This is a genomic window from Lysobacter enzymogenes, assembly GCF_017355525.1.
Taxonomy (GTDB): Bacteria; Pseudomonadota; Gammaproteobacteria; order Xanthomonadales; family Xanthomonadaceae; genus Lysobacter; species Lysobacter enzymogenes_C.
The window spans coordinates 1,051,144-1,071,029 of sequence record NZ_CP067395.1 but is presented as its reverse complement, the minus strand read 5'-3'; the positions used below and the strand labels follow the sequence as shown (position 1 = coordinate 1,071,029).

Annotated in this window: 20 protein-coding genes; 7 read left to right on the top strand and 13 right to left on the bottom strand. The window is 69.6% G+C overall.

Translation table 11 applies throughout. The features are described 5' to 3' along the window. Window positions 1-8 precede the first annotated feature (8 nt). The gene (locus JHW38_RS04325) at window positions 9-725 is read left to right on the top strand and encodes a 4'-phosphopantetheinyl transferase family protein (RefSeq protein WP_207524798.1); all 717 of its coding nucleotides are present in this window, start codon (window positions 9-11) and stop codon (window positions 723-725) included. Between the two features lie 174 nt (window positions 726-899). Further along, complete coding sequence (locus JHW38_RS04320; protein WP_207524797.1) at window positions 900-1,121, top strand: hypothetical protein; 222 nt, start codon at window positions 900-902, stop codon at window positions 1,119-1,121. Window positions 1,122-1,172: 51 nt separating this feature from the next. Here JHW38_RS04320 and JHW38_RS04315 read toward each other — a convergent pair whose 3' ends face one another. The 13 genes from JHW38_RS04315 to JHW38_RS04255 form a co-directional block, all read right to left on the bottom strand. Then, complete coding sequence (locus JHW38_RS04315) at window positions 1,173-1,859, bottom strand: DUF2461 domain-containing protein (protein WP_207524796.1); 687 nt, start codon at window positions 1,857-1,859, stop codon at window positions 1,173-1,175. A 417-nt stretch (window positions 1,860-2,276) separates the two neighbouring features. Continuing rightward, window positions 2,277-3,005, bottom strand: a complete 729-nt coding sequence (locus JHW38_RS04310) for a cytochrome c biogenesis CcdA family protein (protein WP_207524795.1) — start codon at window positions 3,003-3,005, stop codon at window positions 2,277-2,279. Beyond that, a complete protein-coding gene (locus JHW38_RS04305; protein WP_207524794.1) occupies window positions 3,005-3,454 on the bottom strand; it encodes a thioredoxin family protein in 450 nt (149 codons plus the stop codon). Before JHW38_RS04305 ends, JHW38_RS04310 begins: the two co-directional genes overlap by 1 nt. Before the next feature lie 252 nt (window positions 3,455-3,706). After that, window positions 3,707-5,152, bottom strand: coding sequence for an exodeoxyribonuclease I (sbcB, locus tag JHW38_RS04300; protein ID WP_207524793.1), 1,446 nt, complete (start codon window positions 5,150-5,152; stop codon window positions 3,707-3,709). Window positions 5,153-5,154: 2 nt separating this feature from the next. After that, window positions 5,155-6,522 carry an FAD-dependent oxidoreductase gene (locus JHW38_RS04295; RefSeq protein ID WP_207524792.1) on the bottom strand — a complete coding sequence of 456 codons (1,368 nt, stop codon included), beginning with the start codon at window positions 6,520-6,522 and terminating at the stop codon, window positions 5,155-5,157. An 88-nt stretch (window positions 6,523-6,610) separates the two neighbouring features. Further along, window positions 6,611-6,907, bottom strand: coding sequence for a GIY-YIG nuclease family protein (locus JHW38_RS04290; RefSeq protein WP_207524791.1), 297 nt, complete (start codon window positions 6,905-6,907; stop codon window positions 6,611-6,613). An 81-nt stretch (window positions 6,908-6,988) separates the two neighbouring features. Beyond that, complete coding sequence (gene kynU, locus JHW38_RS04285) at window positions 6,989-8,275, bottom strand: kynureninase (protein ID WP_207524790.1); 1,287 nt, start codon at window positions 8,273-8,275, stop codon at window positions 6,989-6,991. 61 nt (window positions 8,276-8,336) lie between these two features. Then, the gene (locus tag JHW38_RS04280; RefSeq protein ID WP_207524789.1) at window positions 8,337-8,768 is read right to left on the bottom strand and encodes a hypothetical protein; all 432 of its coding nucleotides are present in this window, start codon (window positions 8,766-8,768) and stop codon (window positions 8,337-8,339) included. Then, window positions 8,765-9,775 carry an amidohydrolase family protein gene (locus JHW38_RS04275; RefSeq protein ID WP_207524788.1) on the bottom strand — a complete coding sequence of 337 codons (1,011 nt, stop codon included), beginning with the start codon at window positions 9,773-9,775 and terminating at the stop codon, window positions 8,765-8,767. Before JHW38_RS04275 ends, JHW38_RS04280 begins: the two co-directional genes overlap by 4 nt. A gap of 7 nt (window positions 9,776-9,782) precedes the next feature. Next, window positions 9,783-10,313 (bottom strand): 3-hydroxyanthranilate 3,4-dioxygenase, encoded by a 531-nt coding sequence (locus JHW38_RS04270; protein WP_207524787.1) that lies wholly within the window; start codon window positions 10,311-10,313, stop codon window positions 9,783-9,785. Window positions 10,314-10,317: 4 nt separating this feature from the next. Continuing rightward, a complete protein-coding gene (locus JHW38_RS04265; RefSeq protein WP_207524786.1) occupies window positions 10,318-10,755 on the bottom strand; it encodes a RidA family protein in 438 nt (145 codons plus the stop codon). Further along, a complete protein-coding gene (gene can, locus JHW38_RS04260; RefSeq protein ID WP_207524785.1) occupies window positions 10,752-11,417 on the bottom strand; it encodes a carbonate dehydratase in 666 nt (221 codons plus the stop codon). The genes JHW38_RS04265 and can overlap by 4 nt, the downstream gene beginning before the upstream one ends. Before the next feature lie 61 nt (window positions 11,418-11,478). After that, on the bottom strand, window positions 11,479-12,906 hold the full coding sequence (locus tag JHW38_RS04255; RefSeq protein WP_207524784.1) for an aldehyde dehydrogenase: 1,428 nt from the start codon (window positions 12,904-12,906) through the stop codon (window positions 11,479-11,481). A 461-nt stretch (window positions 12,907-13,367) separates the two neighbouring features. On the opposite strand from JHW38_RS04255, the gene JHW38_RS04250 reads away from it, so the two are divergent. From JHW38_RS04250 to JHW38_RS04230, 5 genes are all read left to right on the top strand, one after another. After that, entirely contained in the window at window positions 13,368-14,996 is a 1,629-nt protein-coding gene (locus JHW38_RS04250; protein WP_207524783.1) for a TldD/PmbA family protein, read from the top strand. Between the two features lie 18 nt (window positions 14,997-15,014). Next, the gene (locus JHW38_RS04245; protein WP_207524782.1) at window positions 15,015-16,349 is read left to right on the top strand and encodes a TldD/PmbA family protein; all 1,335 of its coding nucleotides are present in this window, start codon (window positions 15,015-15,017) and stop codon (window positions 16,347-16,349) included. Window positions 16,350-16,437: 88 nt separating this feature from the next. Continuing rightward, the gene (locus JHW38_RS04240) at window positions 16,438-18,063 is read left to right on the top strand and encodes a TldD/PmbA family protein (RefSeq protein ID WP_207524781.1); all 1,626 of its coding nucleotides are present in this window, start codon (window positions 16,438-16,440) and stop codon (window positions 18,061-18,063) included. A gap of 62 nt (window positions 18,064-18,125) precedes the next feature. Continuing rightward, entirely contained in the window at window positions 18,126-18,800 is a 675-nt protein-coding gene (locus tag JHW38_RS04235; protein ID WP_207526244.1) for a DUF4159 domain-containing protein, read from the top strand. A 52-nt stretch (window positions 18,801-18,852) separates the two neighbouring features. Next, complete coding sequence (locus JHW38_RS04230) at window positions 18,853-19,854, top strand: AAA family ATPase (RefSeq protein WP_207524780.1); 1,002 nt, start codon at window positions 18,853-18,855, stop codon at window positions 19,852-19,854. The last annotated feature ends 32 nt before the right edge of the window (window positions 19,855-19,886 follow it).

Genomic DNA, 19,886 nt, shown 5'->3' with positions numbered 1-19,886 from the left:
GAAGCGGCTTGGACTTTCTCGAAGACGAAAGCGCGGCGCCGTGGTGGCCGGCGCCGGGGCTGGTGCAGCATAGCGCCGGCTACGCGCTCGGGCGCTACCGCGACGAACTGTTCGACCGCCACCGCATCGAGCATCCGCCGGCGCTGCGCGAGGCCGTGCCCAAGCGCCGCGCGGAGTTCCTGGCCGGGCGCTACTGCGCCGCGCGCGTGCTCGAACGTTTGCAGGCGAACACCGCGGTCGGCATCGGCCGGCACCGCGCGCCGGCGTGGCCGGCGCCGGTCGTGGGTTCGATCAGCCACACCGCCGACCGCGCCATCGCCGTGGCCACGCGCGCGCCGGGCGTGCTCGGGCTCGGCGTCGACATCGAGGCCGAACTCGATCCGGTCACCGCCAGCGAGTTGCGGCCGCAGGTGCTCGGCGGCGACGACGAACGCTGGCTCGAACATCCGCGGCTGTCGCCGCAGGCGGCGCTGACGCTGATGTTTTCGGCCAAGGAAAGCCTGTTCAAGGCGCTGTATCCCAGCGTCGGCGAATACTTCGGCTTCGAAGCGGTCGGCGTGACCGCGCTCGACCACGAGCGGCAGCGCGTCGGTCTGGTGTTGAACGCGCCGTTGCCGGGGTCGCGCTGGCCGCGAGGGGCGCGCTTTTCGGCCGACTATTGCCATCCCGCGGCCGGGCTGGTGGCGACCTTGGTGGTGGCCGGCGAGGCCGCCGCGTCGTTCTGAGTCCGTAGCGGCAACGCGCAGGCGCGACGTCCGGGCGCAGGCGGCAAGCGCCGCCGCGCTGCCGAATCGCCGCTACCGCACGTTCGTGCGATCCGCGCGGAGCTTGAACCGCGCGACAAGGACGTGGCAGCCTGTAGCCGCCGACAAGGAGTCGGCGCCGAAAGGAGACGCAAGATGCGTAGCAACAAGAAGCTGGTCGCCGCCCTGGCCCTGAGCCTGTGCGCCGCCGCCACCGCCGCCTGGGCGGTCCCGCCGGTCTACGTGGGCGAGCTGCACGAGTACTACCAGAACGGCCAGGTGGTCGGCTGGGCCCAGCGCGATTGCCGGGGCAAGCTGACCCAGGGCGGCAGCGTGACCGAGGAGGTCTACATCACCTATCTGGTCTGCGCCGGCTGAAAGGCCGCGGCGGGCGCTGCGCGCGCCCGCCGTTTTCGGCGCCGCGGGCGCTCAGAATTCCAGGTCCAGCGCCGCGCACAGGTAATCGGCGAACGGCGCCAGCCCGTTCAAGTCCTTTTGCAGCGTCGACAGCAGGCGCGGGCCGGTCATGGTCGCGTGCTCGATGTCGCGGAAGGCGACGAAATTCTTGCGCTTGAGGTCGTCGGCGAATTCGAACTCCGGCGGGAAACCGCGCGGGGCGCGGGTCAGCATTTCGCTGTCGTCGAGGTCGAAGCGCTTGCGGAACTTGGGATCGTGCGCGGCGGCCTTCCAGCTGCCGGGGTTGTCGAAGACGAAGTGGCGGATCTTGCGCAGGGTCTCGGGCGCCGGATGCCAGACGCCGGCGGCGACGAAGCATTCGTCGATGCCGAGGTGGATGTAGAACGACGGCGCCTCGACCTGGCGCCCGCGCGCGTGGAACAGGCGCGCGCCCTGCCAGCTCTTGTACGGCGCCTTGTCGTTGGCGAAACGGGTGTCGCGCTGGATCCGGAACAGCGAGCCGCCGACGTTCTTGGGTTCGCTGCGGTAATGCTCGCTGACTTCGGCCAGCGCCGGCTGCAGGTCGCCGAGCAGGCGCAGGAACGGCCCGCGCACGTGCTCGTCGTAGGCGTCCTTGTGGGCGTGGAACCACTCGCGATTGTTGTTGCGCGCCAGCGAGCGCAGGAACTTGAAGCTGGCTTCGGAGAAGTAGGTGGCCATGGCCGAAGATTAGCGCAAGCGCTGCGGCGCGGTCGGTGCCGCAGCGCCGGGGCGGTGCGAAAGCGCAGGGCGGGCAAAACAGGGGCGTTCGCTGACTCGTTCAGAAAACCCCTTGCAGGAGCGACGCGAGTCGCGACCGCGGGGTTTCGGCTTGCGTCGCAGGCGCGGTGTCGCGGTCGCGGCTTGCGCCGCTCCTACAGGTAGCCCGGCGGGTTGCCGCCAGCCGCTGTAGGAGCGACGCGAGTCGCGACTGCGGGGTTTCGGCCTGCGTCGCAGGCGCGGTGTCGCGGTCGCGGCTTGCGCCGCTCCTACAGGTAGCCTGGCGGGTTGCCGCCAGCCGCTGTAGGAGCGACGCGAGTCGCGACTGCGGGGTTTCGGTTCGCGACGCAAGCTCGAAGCCGCATTCGCGCGCCCCGATCAGAAGCGCGTGGTCAACTCCGTCAGCCAGGCCGGCGTAAGTCCCAGCAGCCACGCTTCCAGCACCTTGTCGAGGCTGCTGAGCACCAGCGCGCCGATCAGCAGCAGGCTCGCGCCCATGATCCGCCGGCCCCAGCGGCCGGCCTGCAGCAATCGCTGCTGATGACGCTGCAACAGCGCGCGCGAAGCCGCGCCGACCGCGATCAACGGCAACACCGCGGCGGCGCTGAACACCGCCATGACCACGGCCGCCGGGCCGGCGCCGCCGCCTTGCGCGGCCAGGGCGATGGCCGCGCCGAGGGTCGGGCCGACGCAGGGGCTCCAGGCCGCGCCCATCAATGCGCCGACGCCGAGCTGCGCCAGCGGGCCGTCGCCGCGGATGCGCTGCATCGCCTGGCCGCCGGCCTGGCCGATACCCGCGGTAAGGCGCTCCATGCCGCGCTGCAACGCCGGTATCAGCAGGACCAGGCCGATGACGAGCATCAGGCCGCCGGCGAGTTGGCGCAGGCGGTATTCGTCCAGCCCCAGCCACTGGCCGCTGCTGCTGAGGGCGACGCCGATGACGGTGAACGAGGCGGCCATGCCCAGCGCCAGGGCGAACAGGCCCCAGCGGCTGCGGCCGCTGGCCGAGGCGGCGACCATCGGCAGCACCGGCAGCACGCACGGCGACAAGGTGGTCAGCAGCCCGGCCAGCGCGGCCAGACCCAACGTGGTGAGGTTCGGGTCCATCAGTCGGCGGCCCGTCCGAGCTGGCCGCGCAGGAACGCGCGCAGCCGCGATTCGTTGGTTTCCGCGACCGACAGGCCGACGCGCTTGCCGCCGCGGTACAACAGCAGCGTGCTCTGGCGCGGCGCGCCGAGCGCGCGCGCCTGTTCGCGCTGCCCGTCCCAGTCCACGCGCAGCGTGGCGATGCCGGCGAACTCGGGTTCCTTGAGCAGTTTCTCCAGCACCGGTTCCTGCGCGCGGCAGGTCGGGCACCACGGCGCGTACACATCGACCAGCACGGTCTTGCCTTGCGTCTGCAGCGCCTGCGACTGCTGCGGCGAATACGCGGGCCAGGCCTGCGCGGCCAGCGCCGGCGCAGCCGCGCCCAGGGCCAGCGCGAGCGCCAGCGCGGCGCCGGCGAGTCGGTTGAAACGGCGGTGGTTGTCAGCGGTCTTGCCCAAACGGATCTTCATCGGGTCGCCTCCTTCGGCGTTGTGGCGGACGCCGCGCGCGGTTCGACGGCCGGCGCGTGCGTGCACACAACCAGAGGGGGGAGGGTGGGCGATGGAGTCGCGGCGCGATGGCGCGAGTCAGTTTTCAGTCAGCGTCGTGGGCACGCAGGGCCGCGCTGCGGACGCTGCGCTATTGCTTCGATGGAATATCCGGCGCGCGAGTTCGTCTTGTCGTCCCGCGCTGCGTCCGCGCCGCTTCAAGCGGCCCGATCCTTAGCCGTGCAACTCGCGCCACAAACCGCGGCCCCAATCTTCGAGCCGGTCCAGCAGCGCCTGCTTGGCGCCGTCCTCGCCGGCCGCCGCGCGCACCTGCCGCAGTTCCTCGGCGAAGCGCGGGAAGCTGTATTCGGACAGGCCCGATTCGCCGTCCAGGCGGTGGCGGCGGTACTGATCCCAACGCTCGCGCTCGTCCGCGCTCAGCGTCTGCGGCCAGTTGCGCGCGCGGTAGCGGAACAGCAGTTCGGGCAGGCGCGCGTCGCGGAAATCGAACGCGGCCCGCGCCAGTTCCTCGGGCGCGGTGGCGCGCACGTTGCGGAACAGGCGCTTGTCGCCGTCGCCGATGAAGGCGTCGTAGAGCGAGGCGTCGGCGTCCGACGGCGCGCGCGCGGCGTCGTTGGCGTAGACCCGGCGCACCTTCTCGACCAGTTCGGGGCCGGCTTCGCGCAACTGCGCGGCGCGATTCTCCGCGCGCACCGGATCGATGCTGAGGCGCTCGAAATCGTCGGGACGCAGATGGTTCCAGGCGATCAGCGCCGGACAGCGGTTGAGGTGCACTTCCTTCAGCGCGACGCGCTCCTCGCCCTCGGGCAAGTCGGCGGTCGGCGTGTACAGGCGGTCGGCGATCTCGTCCGGCGCCATCGTCAGCAGCGCCTGCGGGTCCTGTTCCAGGTCGAACACGACGATGCGGCTGTCGATGCGCGGATGCCGCGCCAGCGGAATCACCGGCGCCGCGCACAGCCGCGCGGCCGGGTAGCGCGAGGACACGTGCAGCGCCGGCTGCATCGCGATCGGATCGATCAGGCCGGCGGCGAAGCGCTTGTCGCGCAGGCGCAGTGCGTACTCCCACAGGCGCGGCTGGGCGCGCTTGAACTTGCGCGCGATGCCGATCAGCGCGCGCACGTCCGACAGCGCCTCGTGCGCGTCGCCGACGCGCACGTCGTTGGCGGTGGCCAGGTGTTCGAGCTTGAACGAGGTGAAGCCGTCCTCGCGCTGCGGCCAGACCACGCCGTCCGGGCGCAGCGCGCGCGCCAGCCGCAGCACGTCGAGCAGGTCCCAGCGCGAATTGCCGTTGCGCCATTCGCGCTCGTAGGCGTCGTAGAAATTGCGGAACAGTCCGTAGCGCACGAACTCGTCGTCGAAGCGCAGCGAGTTGTAGCCGGCGGTGCAGGTCTCCGGCCGGGCCATTTCCTCGAAGATCAGGGCGAAGATCTCGGCCTCGTTGACCCCGTCGCGCAGCGCGTCCTGCGGGGCGATGCCGGTGATCAGGGTCGCCATCGGCGAGGGCAGCAGATCGGCGGCGGGCTTGACGAACACGCTGATCGGCGCCTCGACCTCGTTGAGTTCGGCGTCGGTGCGCATCGCCGCGAACTGGGCGATGCGGGTGGTGCGCGGGTCGGCGCCGAAGGTCTCCAGATCGTAGAACAGGAAGCTCGCCGGCATGGTCAGGCGTCCGCCGGCAACGGGCTCAGGCGCGCGCGCACCGCCGCGTCGACCGCGTCCCAGTCCAGGCTGTCGAGCGACTCGTGGCCGCGGGTCAGCTCGACCAGCAGCTCGCGCTGGCGCTGGCCGCGTTCGAACGCGACTTGGTACGGCATGCGGTGGAAGGTCACCATCGCGTAGCGCGGCATGAAGCGCTCGGGGTGGCGCTGGGCCAGCTCGCGTTCCAGCGCGCGTTGCAGCAGGTAATCGTCGTCGTCGACGCGGTCGCGCATTTCCAGGTAGTTCTCCAGCGCCATCGCCTGGATCGCGCGCGCGCTCGGCAGGCGCTCGCGCTGGAACGCGGCGAACGCCGCGTCGCGGTCGCCGCCGGCGAGCAGGCGCTCGGCCAGCGCCACGCAGTCCTCGAACGCGCAGTTCATGCCCTGGCCGTGGAACGGCACCATCGCGTGCGCGGCGTCGCCGAGCAGCACGGCGCGGTCGTCGAGCTGCCAGCGCTCCAGGTACAGCGTCGCCAGCAGGCCGGCCGGGTTGCGTTCGAAGTCGCGCTCCAGTTCCGGAATCAGCGGCAGCGCGTCGGCGAAATCGCGTTCGAACAGCGCGCGCGCGTCGCTGCCGTCGCGCACGGTTTCGAAGCTCGGGTCGCCCTGGTTCGGCAGGAACAAGGTGACGGTGAAGGTGCGTTCGTCGTTCGGCAGGGCGATGCACATGTAGCGCCCGCGCGGCCAGATGTGCAGGGCGTTGGGCTCGATGCTGAAGCCGCCGTCGGGCGCGGGCGGGATTTCCAGTTCTTTGTAGGAATGGCCGAGGAACTCGGTGCGCTCGCCCAGGTCGGCGACCCGGCCCATCGCCGCGCGCAGCGCCGAACCGGCGCCGTCGGCGCCGACCAGGCTGTCGAACCCGGTTTCGTGGCGGCTGCCGTCGCGCTCGTCGTCGAAGCGGGCGATGCGCGCGTCGAAGTCGACCTCGGCCAGGCCGCGGTGGAAATGCAGGCGGGCGCCGGCCTGTTCGGCGATCTGCAGCAGGATCAGGTTCAACTCGCCGCGGTGCACCGACCAGATCACCTCGCTGTCGTCGCGGCCGTAGCGTTGCAGGTCGGTGCGGCCGTCGAGGAAGTGGACCATGCGTCCGCGCATCATCACCGCCTGCGCCATCACCGCCTCGTCGGCGCCGGCCAGGCGCAGCGCGTGGCGGCCGCGCTCGGCCAGGGCGAGGTTGATCGAACGCCCGCCCTGATAGCCCTTCAGGCGCGGATCGCCGCGTTTCTCGTACACGTCGACCTGCCAGCCCTGGCGGGCGAGCAGGGTCGCGAGCAGGGCGCCGGCGAGGCCGGCGCCGATGATGGTGATGTGTTGCGGGGCGGTGGCGTTCAATGCGTGTGTCCTGCGGTCTGACGCGAAAAAGCCGGAGAGCCGGAAGCTCCCAGGCCGTCATTCCCGCGAAGGCGGGAATCCAGAGACTTCAGCCGGTAGCGGCGATGTCTTGCCATAAATCCCGCCAGTCGGGATTGTTTTCTTCAATCAGGCGGATTTTCCATTCGCGCTGCCATTTCTTCAGTCGTTTCTCGCGCAGGATGGCGCTTTCCATGGTCTCGTGCTGTTCGTACCAGACCAGCCTGGTCACGCTGTAGCGATCGCTGAATCCTTCGGTCAAGTGTTCCCGATGTTGCCATATGCGCTGGATCAAGTTCGAGGTGACGCCGAGGTACAAAGTGCCGTTTTTGGCGCTGGCGAGGAGGTAGACAGCGGGAGACTTCATGCGGCGGCCTCGCTTTGGATTCCCGCCTTCGCGGGAATGACGGTAGCTAAGGTCGCGGCAACTCGGTCCAGGAAGCAAGCCTCAACCGTCCCGCCACGCTTCCACCGCCTCGACGAACCGCACGATATCGCCATGCGTGTTGTACAGCGGCGCCGGCGAAATCCGGATCACGTCGGGTTCGCGCCAGTCGCCGAGCACGCCGCGGGCGGCGAGGTCTTCGAACAAGGCGCGGCCGGCCGCGCGGCCGGTCAGGCCGCGGCCGCCGATCACCCGCAGCGACAGCTGGCAGCCGCGTTGGGCCGGGTCGGCCGGGGTCAGGATGTCCAGGGTTTCGTGCAGGCGCGTGCGGATCGCCGACTCCAGGTAGCCGGTCAGGCGCCGCGATTTGGCGCACAGGGCCGGCAGGCCGACGCGGTCGAACAGCGCCAGCGAGGCGCGCAGCGGCGCCAGGCCGAGGATCGGCGGGTTGCTGAGCTGCCAGCCGTCGGCGCCGGGCGTGGGCACGAACTCGGGGCCCATGCGGAAGCGGGTGGCGCTTTCGTGGCCCCACCAACCGGCGAAGCGCGGCCGGTCGGTGCGCGCGTGGCGTTCGTGCACGAAGCAGCCCGCGACCGCGCCGGGACCGGCGTTGAGGTACTTGTAGTGGCACCACACCGCGAAGTCGACGCCGCTGCCGTGCAGGTTCAGTTCCAGATTGCCGACGCCGTGGGCGAGGTCGAAGCCGCACAGCGCGCCCTGCGCGTGCGCCAGCGCGGCGATGCGGTCGAGATCGAAGGCCTGCCCGGTCCGGTACTGCACGCCCGGCCACAGCACCAGCGCCAGACGCGGGCCGTGTTCGGCGATGGCGCGTTCGATCTGCTCCATCGAGAACAGGCCGCCGGGGCCTTCGGGTTGCAGTTCGATCAGATCCACGTCCGGGTCGAAGCCGTGGAAGCGGACCTGCGAGGCCAGCGCGTAGCGGTCGGACGGGAACGCGCCGGCTTCCATCAGGATCGCCGGCCGCTCGCGCGTGGGCCGGTAGAAGCTGACCAGCATGAAGTGCAGGTTGGCGGTCAGCGAATTCATCGCCACCACCTCGTGCGGCAACGCGCCGACCAGCCGCGCCAGCGGCTCGCGCACCAACTCGTGGTACGACAGCCACTGCGCATGCCCGGTGAAGTGGCCTTCGACCGCCTCGGTCGCCCACTTGTCCATGACCTCGTCGACGTATGCGCGCGCGCCGCGCGGCTGCAGGCCGAGCGAGTTGCCGACGAAATAGGCCTGCTCGGCGTCGCCGTGGCGCGGGATCAGGAACTCGTGGCGCAGGGTCGGCAGCGGATCGGCGGCGTCGAGCGCGGCGGCGTGGGCGAGGTTGTACGGATCGGTCATGAGGTCGGGACGTTGAGCGGTGCGTAAGAGGGCGCTGCGGCGGCGTTGAGCGGTTCGACGCTCAGGGCGGCGGCTGCGGCGAGGGAAGGGCGGACCGGTAGCTGCGGTGCAGCGCTTCGATCCAGTCCGAATGCAGTTGCAGGATCCGGCTTTCGTAGATCAGCGCGGCGTCGTCGGACAGGTAGGCGGCCAGTTCGGCGTGGCCGCCGGCCTGCATCGCCGCGACGAACACCGCCTGGCGCAGTTGCGCGGATTCGGCTTGGACGCGCTGCACGAATCCGGGCTCCAGGCCGCGCTTGTGGTTTTGCAGCGCGGCGTCGGCGCGGGTCCATTGGCCGTCGAACGGCGCGCGGTCGCGTTGGTCCAAATAGGCGTCGATAGCCTTGTCGCCGCGCTCGGCGACGCGCTCGGCCCAATCGCCCAGTTCCTCGCGCAGGGTCGCGAGCGACAGTTGCGGCTGCGGCGGCGGAGCGTCCTGCGCAGCCGGATTCATGCGAACCGCGACAACGGCAGGCCCAGCCATTCCAGCGCGGTGCCGTGGTACAGCCGCGCCTGCTCGGCTTCGGGCAGTTCCAGCGAGGCGATGCCGGCGCCGGGCGTCTGCTCGCCGAGCGGGAACGGATAGTCGGTGCCCAGCATCACCCGCGACACGCCGCAGGTGTCGAGCAGGTAACGCAGCGCGCGCGGATCGGCCACCCACGAGTCGAAGTACAACTGCGACAGGTAATCGCGCGGATTGCGCGGGTTGTCGGTGGCGACCAGATCCGGCCGCATGTTGAAGCCGTGTTCGATCCGGCCGATGGTGTAGGGGAAGCTGCCGCCGCCGTGGGCCATGCAGATCTTCAGCTTCGGCAGCCGCTCCAGCACGCCGCCGAACACCAGGCAGCAGGCCGCGCGCGATTGCTCGGCCGGCATGCCGACCAGCCACGGCAGCCAGTACTTGGGCATGCTCGGCGTCCCCATCATGTCCCAGGGATGCACCAGGATCGCCGCGCCGAGTTCGCTGGCGGCCTGGAAGAACTCGAACAGCTCCGGCGCGTCGAGGTTCCAGTCGCCGATGTGGCTGCCGATCTGCACGCCCTGCAGGCCGAGCTGGTCCATGCAGCGTTCCAGCTCCTGCACCGCCAGCCGCGGCGACTGCAGCGGCACGGTGCCGATGCCGGCGTAATGGCGCGGGTAATCGCGGCAGGCCTGGGCCATGTGGTCGTTGAGAGCCTGGTGCAGCTCCAGCGCCTGATTGGCCTTGGCCCAGTAGCTGAACATCACCGGCACGGTGCTGATGACCTGCACCTGCACGCCGAAGCGCGCGTAGTCGTCGATGCGCTCCTGCGGGTCCCAGGTCTTCGACCAGATCTCGCGGAAGAACTTGCCGTCCTTGTAGATGCGGTGGCGCCCGTCGTCGGTGTGGTGGATCACCGGAAAGCGGTCGTCGCCGTACTTGCGCGCAAGGTCGGGCCAATTGCGCGGCAGGTAATGGGCGTGGGTGTCGATCTTGAGCATCGCCGCCTCAGGTGTCGGGCATCGCGTAGCGCGCCGGCGCCGGGTTCAAATGGCCGCACTGCCCGCAGCTGCGGTGCTCGCGCGAGGAATAGAAGCGTTCGAACACCGGCGGGAAGTCGGTCTCGATGTTGCGCAGCTTGAAGAATTCCTCGTACAGCTTGTGGTTGCAGCGTTCGCAGAACCACATCAGGCCGTCGTCTTCGTGCTCCAGGCGCTTGCGCTCGATCACCAGCCCGACCGAGTCGGGCATGCGCTGCGGCGAATGCGGCACGCGCGCCGGCAGCAGGAAGATCTCGCCGGCGCGGATCGGGATGTCGCGCACGGCGCCGTCCTCCTGGATGCGCAGCACCATCTCGCCTTCGAGCTGGTAGAACCACTCCGGGCCTTCGTCCCAGTGGTAGTCGGTGCGCTGGTTCGGGCCGCCGACCACCATGACGATGAAATCGCCGACGTAGATGGTCTTGTTGCCGACCGGCGGCTTCAGCAGGTGGCGGTGTTCCTCGATCCAGGCTTGCAGGTTCAGCGGTCCGGGCAGCATGGCCTTACTCCGTGGTCGCGCCGCGCAGCCGCGCGACGCACTTGAGTTCGATCGCGATCGGCGTCGGCAGCGCGGTGATGCCGAGCGTGGTCCGGCACGGCGCGCGCTCGATGTCGGGGAAGTACTCGGCCCACAGCGCGTTGTAGGCGGCGAAATCGCGGGCCATGTCGGTCAGGTAGACGGTCACGTCGACCAGGTCGTCCCAGCCCGCGCCGCTGGCCTCCAGCACCGCGCGCACGTTGGCGAACACCGAGCGCGTCTGCAGCTCGATGTCGTAGGCGATCAGCCGGCCCTGCGCGTCGTGGACGTTGCCGGGCACCGCGTTGCTGGCCGCATCGCGCGGGCCGACCCCGGACAGGAACAGCAGCTCGCCGACCCGGCGCGCATGCGGATACAGGCCCACGGGCTTGGGCGCGTTGCCGGTGCGCACCGCGTCGCTCATCGCGGCGAACCGCCGTGGGTGGCGTGCACGCGCGCCAGGGCGCGCTCGTAGGCCGGTTGCAGCGACTGGAACGAGTGCACGTTCATGCCGGTGTCGTGGACGCGGCCGTTGCGCAGGCTGTAGACCCAGCCGTGCACGCTGAGCGGCTGGCCGCGGGTCCAGGCGTCGCGCACGATCGTGGTCATGCACACGTTCTGCACCTGCTCGATCGCGTTGAGCTCGCACAGGCGGTCGTGGCGTTCGCTTTCGTGGGCGTGGTGCATGCATTCGGAATGTTTGTCGGCCACGTCGCTGACGTGGCGCAGCCAGTTGTCGGCGAGGCCGACGCGGGTGCCGTGCAGCGCCGCGTGCACGCCGCCGCAGCCGTAGTGGCCGACCACCAGGATGTGCTTGACCTTGAGCACGTCGACCGCGTACTGGATCACCGACAGGCAGTTGAGGTCGGTGTGCACGACCACGTTGGCGATGTTGCGGTGGACGAACACCTCGCCCGGGGCCATGTCGATGATCTGGTTGGCCGGCACGCGCGAGTCGGAACAGCCGATCCACAGGTATTCGGGCGCCTGCTGCTTGGACAGGCGGGCGAAGAACTCCGGGTCCTCGGCGTTGATGCGTTCGGACCACTCGCGATTGCGTTCGAGCAGATCGTCCAGCGGGCTCATGCGCGGACCTGCGCGTGCGGAAGCGGGAGGGCGGGCGAGGGGGAAAGCGAAATCATGCAGGTCATCCGAGATGGAGGCCGACGTTCTTGGCCTCGGTGAAGAAACGCAGGGCCTCGACGCCGCCTTCGCGGCCGAGGCCGGACGCGCCGGCGCCGCCGAACGGCGTGCGCAGGTCGCGTTGCAGCCAGGTGTTGATCCAGACCATGCCGACGTCCAGGCGCGCGGCCAGGCGATGGGCGCGGGCGAGGTCGCGCGTCCACAGGCTGGCGCTGAGGCCGTAGTCGCTGGCGTTGGCCAGGGCCAGCGCGTGGGTGTCGTCGTCGAAGGGTTGCAGGGTCGCGACCGGGCCGAAGATTTCCTCGCGGTTGCTCGCGCAATCCGGGCCCAGGCCTTCGATCAGGGTCGGCGCCACGTACCAGCCCGGCCGCTGCAGCGCGGCGCCGCCGCACAGCACCCGGCCGCCTTCGGCGCGGGCGCGTTCCAGCGCGGCGGTGACTTTGTCGAAGTGCGCCTGCGACACCAGCGGGCCTAGCGCGGTGGTTTCCTCGCCGGGATCGCCGACGCGCAAGGCATTGGCGCGTTCGACCAGCGCGTCGCGCACCTCGGCGTAGATCGAGCGCTCGATCAGGATGCGCGAGCCGCACAGGCAGATCTGGCCGGAGTTCTGGAACGCCGAGCGCACCAGCATGTCGAGGTTCGCGCGCCAGTCGCTGTCGGCGAAGATCAGGGTCGGGTTCTTGCCGCCGAGTTCCAGCGAGACCTTGCGCAGCAGCGGCGCGCAGGTCGCGGCGATCTGCCGGCCGACCGCGGTGCTGCCGGTGAACGACACCGCGCGGATCGACGGGTGCGCGACCAGCGGCGCGCCGACGTCCGGTCCCAGCCCATGGACGATATTGAGCACGCCGGGCGGGAACCCGATCTGCGCGCAGAGCTCGCCCAGCAGGCTCGCCGTAGCCGGAGTCACCTCCGACGGCTTCGCCACCACGGTATTGCCCGCCGCCAGCGCCGGCGCGATCTTCCAGGTGAACAGATACAGCGGCAGGTTCCACGGCGAGATCGCCGCGACCGGCCCCAGCGGCTGGCGCAGGGTGTAGTTGAGCCCGGCCTGGCCGTGGTGGGATTCGCTGGCGAACTGGGTCGCGGCCTGGGCGTAGAAGCGCAGGTTCGACACCGCGCGCGGAATCTCGGCCTCGCGCGCCAGCTTGATCGGCTTGCCGCCGTCGCGCGATTCGGCGCGGGCGAAATCTTCGTTGCGCGCCTCCAGCGCCGCGGCCAGGCGCTCTAACCACTGCGCGCGTTCGCTGTGGGCCAGCGCCGACCAGGCCGGGAACGCGGCCTGCGCCGCGGCCACCGCGGCTTCGACTTCGGCCGCGCCGCCGGCGGCGACCTGCGCATACGCTTGCGCATTGGCGGGGTCGAACACGTCCAGCCAACGGCCGTCGGCCGCATCGCGCGGCGCCCCGTCGATCCAGTGCCGGTACTTGTGCATGGCGCAAGCTTAACGCGTGGGCCCGGTGGCGCCCATAGCGCGGCCGGGCGGGCTGCGGCGGGTTTCGCAGAACCGCTGGGAGGACCGTCGCGTCGGGTCATCGAGGGACGCGACTGAAGTCCCTCCCGCAAGCGCGCGCTGCCGGGATCGCGTCGCGGCAGCGGCGTCGGTTCCGACGCGCTCCGGCCGGCGACGGCATAGCGCCGATCCCCCGCGACGCGGCGAAGTTTGCCGAATCTGCCCGCGCGATCCGCGTCTAGGTCATTAGTCATGCGCGCAAGCCAGAACGCGCGAAATCGCCTGCACGTTCGGCGAAATCCCGGGAAAACGCGGCGCAGTCGGCGGCGGGCACGTGCTTTGCGCACTTGACGCATTAGTTCGACGCTGCGCACATTCCGGCGGGGTTCATTCACTCATTGCCCGGCGTGCCTGCGCGGGGCCATTCAGGGCGGAACGATCACGTGGACAGACGCAACTTCCTCAGCATGTCGGGGCTCGGCATCGCCGGCCTGATGATTCCCTTCGGCAACGTCATCGCCGCCGAAGACCTGTTGGCGCCGCTGGATGTGGCCAAGAAAAAGGCCTGGGCCGACGCGGCCCTGACCGCCGCGCGCGCCGCCGGCGCGAGCTACTGCGACGTGCGCATCGGCCGCTACCTGCGCCAGTTCGTCATCACCCGCGAGGACAAGGTCCAGAACGTGGTGAATTCCGAGTCCACCGGCATCGGCATCCGCGTGCTGGTCGACGGCGCCTGGGGCTTCGCCGCGACCAACCAGCTCGGCACCGACGGCGCCGCCCAGGCCGCGCAGCAGGCTGCGGCGATCGCCCGCGCCAACGCCAAGGTCATCACCGCCAAGGTCCAGCTGGCCAAGGCGCCCGGCGTCGGCGAGGTCAGCTGGAAGACGCCGATCCGCAAGAACTCGATGGAAGTGCCGCTCAAGGACAAGGCCGAACTGCTGCTCGGCGTCAACGCCGCCGCGCTCGGCGCCGGCGCCAGCTTCGTCAACTCGATGCTGTTCCTGGTCAACGAGCAGAAGTACTTCGCCTCCACCGACGGCAGCTACATCGATCAGGACGTGCACCGGATCTGGGCGCCGATGACGATCACCGCGATCGACAAGGCCAGCGGCAAGTTCCGCACCCGCCAGGGCCTGTCCTCGCCGCGCGGCATGGGCTACGAGTACCTCGACGGCGCCGCCTCGGGCAAAACCGTGCTGCCGTGCGGCGTCACCGTCTACGGCGATTCCTACGACATGCGCGAGGACGCCGTCGCCGCGGCCAAGCACGCGCAGCAGAAGCTCACCGCGACCTCGGTCAAGCCGGGCAAGTACGACCTGGTGCTCGACCCCTCGCACACTTGGCTGACCATCCACGAATCCATCGGCCACCCGCTCGAGCTCGACCGCGTGCTCGGCTACGAGGCCAACTACGCCGGCACCAGCTTCGCCACCTTGGACAAGCGCGAGAACGCGTTCAAGTACGGCAGCGACCAGGTCAACGTGTTCGCCGACAAGACCCAGGTCGGCAGCCTCGGCGCGGTCGGCTACGACGACGAGGGCGTCAAGACCAAGCGCTGGGACCTGATCAAGAACGGCGTGCTGGTCGACTACCAGACCATCCGCGACCAGGCCCACATCCTCGGCAAGACCGAATCCGACGGCTGCTGCTACGCCGACTCGTGGTCGAGCGTGCAGTTCCAGCGCATGGCCAACGTGTCGCTGGCGCCCGGCAAGGCCAAGCTCAGCGTCGCCGACCTGGTCAAGGACGTGGAGAACGGCATCTACATCGTCGGCGACGGTTCGTTCTCGATCGACCAGCAGCGCTACAACGCCCAGTTCGGCGGCCAGGTGTTCTACGAGATCAAGAACGGCAAGGTCACCGGCATGCTCGAGGACGTGGCCTACCAGATCCGCACGCCGGAGTTCTGGAACTCGTGCGCGGCGATCTGCGACGACAAGGACTACCGCCTCGGCGGCTCGTTCTTCGACGGCAAGGGCCAGCCGGGGCAGGTCTCGGCGGTCTCGCACGGTTCCAGCACGGCGCGGTTCAACGGCGTCAACGTCATCAACACCGCCCGCAAGCTCGGCTGACCGGGGCAGGAGAACACTATGAGCATCTTCACCGAAGCCCAGTCCAAGGCGATCCTGGACAAGGTCATTGCGTTGTCGAAGGCCGAGGAGACCAGCGCGCGGCTGACCGGTTCGATCGACGGCAACATCCGTTTCGCCCTCAACAACATCTCCACCAGCGGCGTGGTCAGCGACGTCAGCCTGTCGGTGCAGGTGTCGTTCGGCAAGCGCGTGGGCGTGGCCACCATCAACGAGTTCGACGACGCCGCGCTCGAACGCGTGGTGCGCCGCGCCGAGGACCTGGCCAAGCTGGCGCCGGAAAACCCGGAGTTCATGCCGATCATCGACAAGCAGGCCTACAAGGCCAGCCCGACCTTCGCCGCCGCCACCGCGGCGATCGACCCGGCCTACCGGGCCAAGGTCGCCGCCGATTCGATCGCGCCGTGCCGCGAGTCCAAGCTCACCGCCGCCGGCTTCCTCGAAGACGGCCAGAGCTTCGTCGCCTTCGCCAACAGCAAGGGCAACTTCGGCTACCAGACCGCGACCAACTTCAACTACACCTGCACCGTGCGCACCGACGACGGCCGCGGTTCGGGCTGGGTCGGCCGCGACCTGACCGACGCCGGCTCGTTCAAGACCGATGCCGACGTGCGCATCGCCATGCGCAAGGCCACCGAATCGGCCGAGGCCAAGGCGCTGGAGCCGGGCAAGTACACGGTGATCCTGGAGCCGCACGCGGCCGCCGGGCTGATCTCGTTCATGATGAACTTCTTCGACGCGCGCCAGGCCGACGAAGGCCGCAGCTTCCTGTCCAGGAAGGGCGGCGGCAACAAGCTCGGCGAGCAGGTCTACGACCCGCGCGTGAACTTCAGCGCCGACCCCTGGGACCCGCGCGCGCCGGTGATGCCGTGGGACCTGGAAGGCCTGCCGCGCGAGAAGATGCCGATCGTCGAGAACGGCAAGGTGGTGGCGCTGAACTATTCGCGCTACTGGGCGCAGAAGCAGGGCAAGCGCGCGGTCGGCGCGCCGGGCAACCTGATCATGGCCGGCGGCGACAAGACCACCGCCGAGCTCATCAAGGGCACCCAGAAGGGCATCCTGGTGACCCGCACCTGGTACATCCGCATGGTCGATCCGCAGACCGTGCTGCTGACCGGGCTGACCCGCGACGGCACGTTCTACATCGAGAACGGGCAGATCAAGCATCCGGTCAAGAACTTCCGCTTCAACGAATCGCCGGTGATCATGCTCAACAACATCGAGGAACTCGGCCGGCCGGTGCGCGTGGCCGGCGACGAATCGACCCTGGCGATGATGATCCCGCCGATGAAGCTGCGCGATTTCACCTTCACCTCGCTGTCCGACGCGGTCTGAGCCGCGCGCGTCCGGCGCGCCGCGCGCGCGCCGGACGCCTGGCCGTACGCAAGACCCGACCGCATTACCCGCAAGAGGCCGCACCGCCGTGCAACGACGCGATTTCCTCGGTTCCGCCGGCCTCGGCCTGGCCGCGCTGATGCTTCCCTTCGGCCGCAGCGTCGCCGCCGAAGCCCTGCTGGAACCGGCCGACCCGGCGCTGCGCAAGCGCCTGGCCGACACCGCGCTGGGCGCCGCGCGCGACGGCGGCGCGCAGTACTGCGACGTGCGCGTGGGCCGCTACCTGCGCCAGTCGGTGCTGACCCGCGAGGCGCAGGTGCGCAACATCGTCAACGCCGAATCGGTCGGGGTCGGCGTGCGCGTGCTGCGCGACGGCGCCTGGGGTTTCGCCGCGACTTCGCAGATGACGCCCGATGCGGTGGCCAAGGCGACGAAACAGGCCCTGGCCATCGCCCAGGCCAACGCGCGCGTGCAGACGCGCAAGGTCGAACTTGCGCCGGTGCAAGGCGTCGGCGAAGTGCGCTGGGCCACGCCGGTGCGCAAGAACGCGCTGGCGGTGCCGGTCAAGGACAAGGTCGAGCTGTTGATGTCGGTCAACGCCGCCGCCCTGAAGAACGGCGCCGATTTCGTCCAGTCCAACCTGTTCGCGATCAACGAACAAAAATATTTCGCCTCCACCGACGGCAGCTACATCGATCAGGACGTGCACCGGATCTGGCTGCCGCTGACCGCGACCGCGGTCGACAAGGCCAGCGGCAAGTTCCGCAGCCGCGACGGCCTGTCGGCGCCGATGGGCATGGGCTACGAATACCTGGACGCCGACCCGGCCGGCAAGTTCGCCTTGCCGGGCGGGCTGACCGGCTACAGCGGCAGCTACGACGTGCTCGAAGACGCCGCCGCCGCCGCGCGCCACGCCCGCGCCAAGCTCAAGGCGCCGTCGGTGAAGCCGGGCAAGTACGATCTGGTGATCGATCCGTCCAATCTGTTCCTGACCATCCACGAGAACGTCGGCCACCCGCTCGAACTCGACCGCGTGCTCGGCTACGAGGCCAACTACGCCGGCACCAGCTTCGCCACCCTCGACAAGCGCGACGCCGGCTTCAAGTACGGCAGCGAACGGGTCAACTTCGTCGCCGACAAGACCCGCCCGGGCAGCCTCGGCGCGGTCGGCTTCGACGACGAAGGGGTCAAGACGCGCGAGTGGGACCTGATCCGCGACGGCGTGCTGGTCGACTATCAGGCCACCCGCGACGAGGCGCATATCCTCGGGCACAAGCAATCGCACGGTTGCAGCTACGCCGATTCGTGGTCGAGCGTGCAGTTCCAGCGCATGCCGAACGTGTCGCTGCGGCCCGGCAAGGACAAGCTCAGCGTCGCCGAGATGGTCAAGGGCGTCGAGCGCGGGCTGTACATCCACGGACGCGGTTCGTATTCGATCGACCAGCAGCGCTACAACGCGCAGTTCGGCGGGCAGCTGTTCTTCGAGATCAAGAACGGGCAGGTCGCCGGGCTGGTCGAGGACGCGGCCTACCAGATCCGCACGCCGGAGTTCTGGGCCTCGTGCTCGGCGATCTGCGACGAACGCGATTTCCGCCTCGGCGGCTCGTTTTTCGACGGCAAGGGCCAGCCGAGCCAGGTCTCGGCGGTGTCGCACGGCGCCGCGACCGCGCGCTTCGACGGCGTCAACGTCATCAACACCGCGCGGGCGCTGTAGCCGATGCGCGGCGCGGCCGGCCCGGCGGATTCGCGGTGAACCGCGCGCAGTTCCTGCGGCTGATGCTCGGCGCCGCGGCCGGCGCGCTGGTTGCGCGGGCGCCGCTGGCGCGCGCGGCGGCCGACTACGATTTCTGGTTCACCCGGCTCAAGTACGACTCCGGCGACTGGGACGTGGACCAGCGCATGCCGGCCAACCTGATCACGTCCCTGATCGACTACACCAACCTGCGCGTGGACCCGAAGGAACACGTGCTGGCGCTGGCCGACCCGAAGATGCTGGCGGCGCCGTTCTGCTATCTGGCCGGGCACAAGCTGGTCGAGTTCAACCCCGACGAGCGGCGCAACTTCGAGCGCTACGTGCGCAACGGCGGCTTCGTCTTCGTCGACGACTGCAACCACGACATCGACGGCTTGTTCGCCAAGTCGTTCGAGGCGCAGATGGGCAAGATCTTCGGCGCCAAGGCGCTGAAGAAACTGCCGAAGAACCACCCGGTCTACCGCAGCTTCTTCGTCTTCGACGGCCCGCCGGCGACCGGCTTCGAGCTCAACGGCTGGGGCGACGATCTGGTCCACGACTACCTCAAGGGCATCGAGATCGACGGGCGGCTCGGCATTTTGTACAGCAACAAGGACTACGGCTGCGAGTGGGATTACGACTGGCGCAACAAGCGGTTTCTGGCCGAGGACAACACCAAGTTCGGGGTCAATATCGTCATGTACGCGTTGAACTCGTGATCGGCGCGCGGCGGTTTCGCATTCGCGACAACAAGCAGTTTCGGGAGCGGCGATGAGCGGCAACGACAACAACGGCGACGAAGGGCTGCAGGCGCAGCTGGCGCGACTGGGCGAGCTGCGCGGCGCCATCGCCCAGGCCATCGTCGGCCAGGACGAGGTGGTGGAGCAGTTGCTGATCGGTTTGCTGGCCGGCGGCCACTGCCTGCTCGAAGGCGTGCCGGGGCTCGGCAAGACCCTGCTGGTGCGCTCGCTCGGGCAGGCGTTGGAACTGCAGTTCCGCCGCATCCAGTTCACCCCGGACCTGATGCCGAGCGACATCCTCGGCACCGAACTGCTGGAGGAGGACCACGGCACCGGCCATCGCCATTTCCGCTTCCAGCCCGGGCCGATCTTCACCAGCCTGCTGCTCGCCGACGAACTCAACCGCACCCCGCCCAAGACCCAGGCGGCGCTGCTGGAGGCGATGCAGGAACGCACGGTGAGCTACGCCGGCACCACCCATGCGCTGCCGGCGCCGTTCTTCGTGCTGGCCACGCAGAACCCGCTGGAGCAGGCCGGCACCTATCCCTTGCCGGAGGCGCAGCTGGACCGTTTCCTGCTGCACATCCGCGTGGGTTATCCGAGCGAGCAGGAAGAACACGACATCTTGCAGCAGACCACCGGCAGCCACAGCGCGCAGGTGCCCAAGGTGATGGACGCCGACGCGGTGCTGGCGTTGCAGGCGCGGGTGCGCGAAGTGCATCTGGGCGAGGACGTGCTGCGCTGGGTGACCCGGCTGGTGCGCGCGAGCCGGCCCGCGGCCGATTCGCTCGGCGAGGTGCGGCAATGGGTGAAGTGGGGCGCCGGCCCGCGCGCCGGCCAGTCGCTGGTGCTCGCGGCCAAGGCGCGCGCGCTGCTGCACGGCCGCTTCGCCGCGACCCGCGAGGACGTGGCGGCGCTGGCCGCGCCGGTGATGCGCCACCGCCTGCTGCTGTCGTTCGCGGCCGAGGCCGAGGGCAAGAGCGCCGACGATGTGATCGCCGCGCTGCTGCGCGGCGTGCCGTTTCCGGGCTGACCCGCATGAACCGCGGTAACCGCGCGGCAGCA

Coding starts and splice junctions, on each gene's coding strand:
- JHW38_RS04320 (WP_207524797.1), top strand. CDS start 900: ATGCGTAGCAACAAGAAGCTGGTCGCCGCCCTGGCCCTGAGCCTGTGC.
- JHW38_RS04315 (WP_207524796.1), bottom strand. CDS start 1,859: ATGGCCACCTACTTCTCCGAAGCCAGCTTCAAGTTCCTGCGCTCGCTG.
- JHW38_RS04310 (WP_207524795.1), bottom strand. CDS start 3,005: ATGGACCCGAACCTCACCACGTTGGGTCTGGCCGCGCTGGCCGGGCTG.
- JHW38_RS04305 (WP_207524794.1), bottom strand. CDS start 3,454: ATGAAGATCCGTTTGGGCAAGACCGCTGACAACCACCGCCGTTTCAAC.
- sbcB (WP_207524793.1), bottom strand. CDS start 5,152: ATGCCGGCGAGCTTCCTGTTCTACGATCTGGAGACCTTCGGCGCCGAC.
- JHW38_RS04290 (WP_207524791.1), bottom strand. CDS start 6,907: ATGAAGTCTCCCGCTGTCTACCTCCTCGCCAGCGCCAAAAACGGCACT.
- kynU (WP_207524790.1), bottom strand. CDS start 8,275: ATGACCGATCCGTACAACCTCGCCCACGCCGCCGCGCTCGACGCCGCC.
- JHW38_RS04280 (WP_207524789.1), bottom strand. CDS start 8,768: ATGAATCCGGCTGCGCAGGACGCTCCGCCGCCGCAGCCGCAACTGTCG.
- JHW38_RS04275 (WP_207524788.1), bottom strand. CDS start 9,775: ATGCTCAAGATCGACACCCACGCCCATTACCTGCCGCGCAATTGGCCC.
- JHW38_RS04270 (WP_207524787.1), bottom strand. CDS start 10,313: ATGCTGCCCGGACCGCTGAACCTGCAAGCCTGGATCGAGGAACACCGC.
- JHW38_RS04265 (WP_207524786.1), bottom strand. CDS start 10,755: ATGAGCGACGCGGTGCGCACCGGCAACGCGCCCAAGCCCGTGGGCCTG.
- can (WP_207524785.1), bottom strand. CDS start 11,417: ATGAGCCCGCTGGACGATCTGCTCGAACGCAATCGCGAGTGGTCCGAA.
- JHW38_RS04255 (WP_207524784.1), bottom strand. CDS start 12,906: ATGCACAAGTACCGGCACTGGATCGACGGGGCGCCGCGCGATGCGGCC.
- JHW38_RS04245 (WP_207524782.1), top strand. CDS start 15,015: ATGAGCATCTTCACCGAAGCCCAGTCCAAGGCGATCCTGGACAAGGTC.
- JHW38_RS04235 (WP_207526244.1), top strand. CDS start 18,126: ATGCTCGGCGCCGCGGCCGGCGCGCTGGTTGCGCGGGCGCCGCTGGCG.
- JHW38_RS04230 (WP_207524780.1), top strand. CDS start 18,853: ATGAGCGGCAACGACAACAACGGCGACGAAGGGCTGCAGGCGCAGCTG.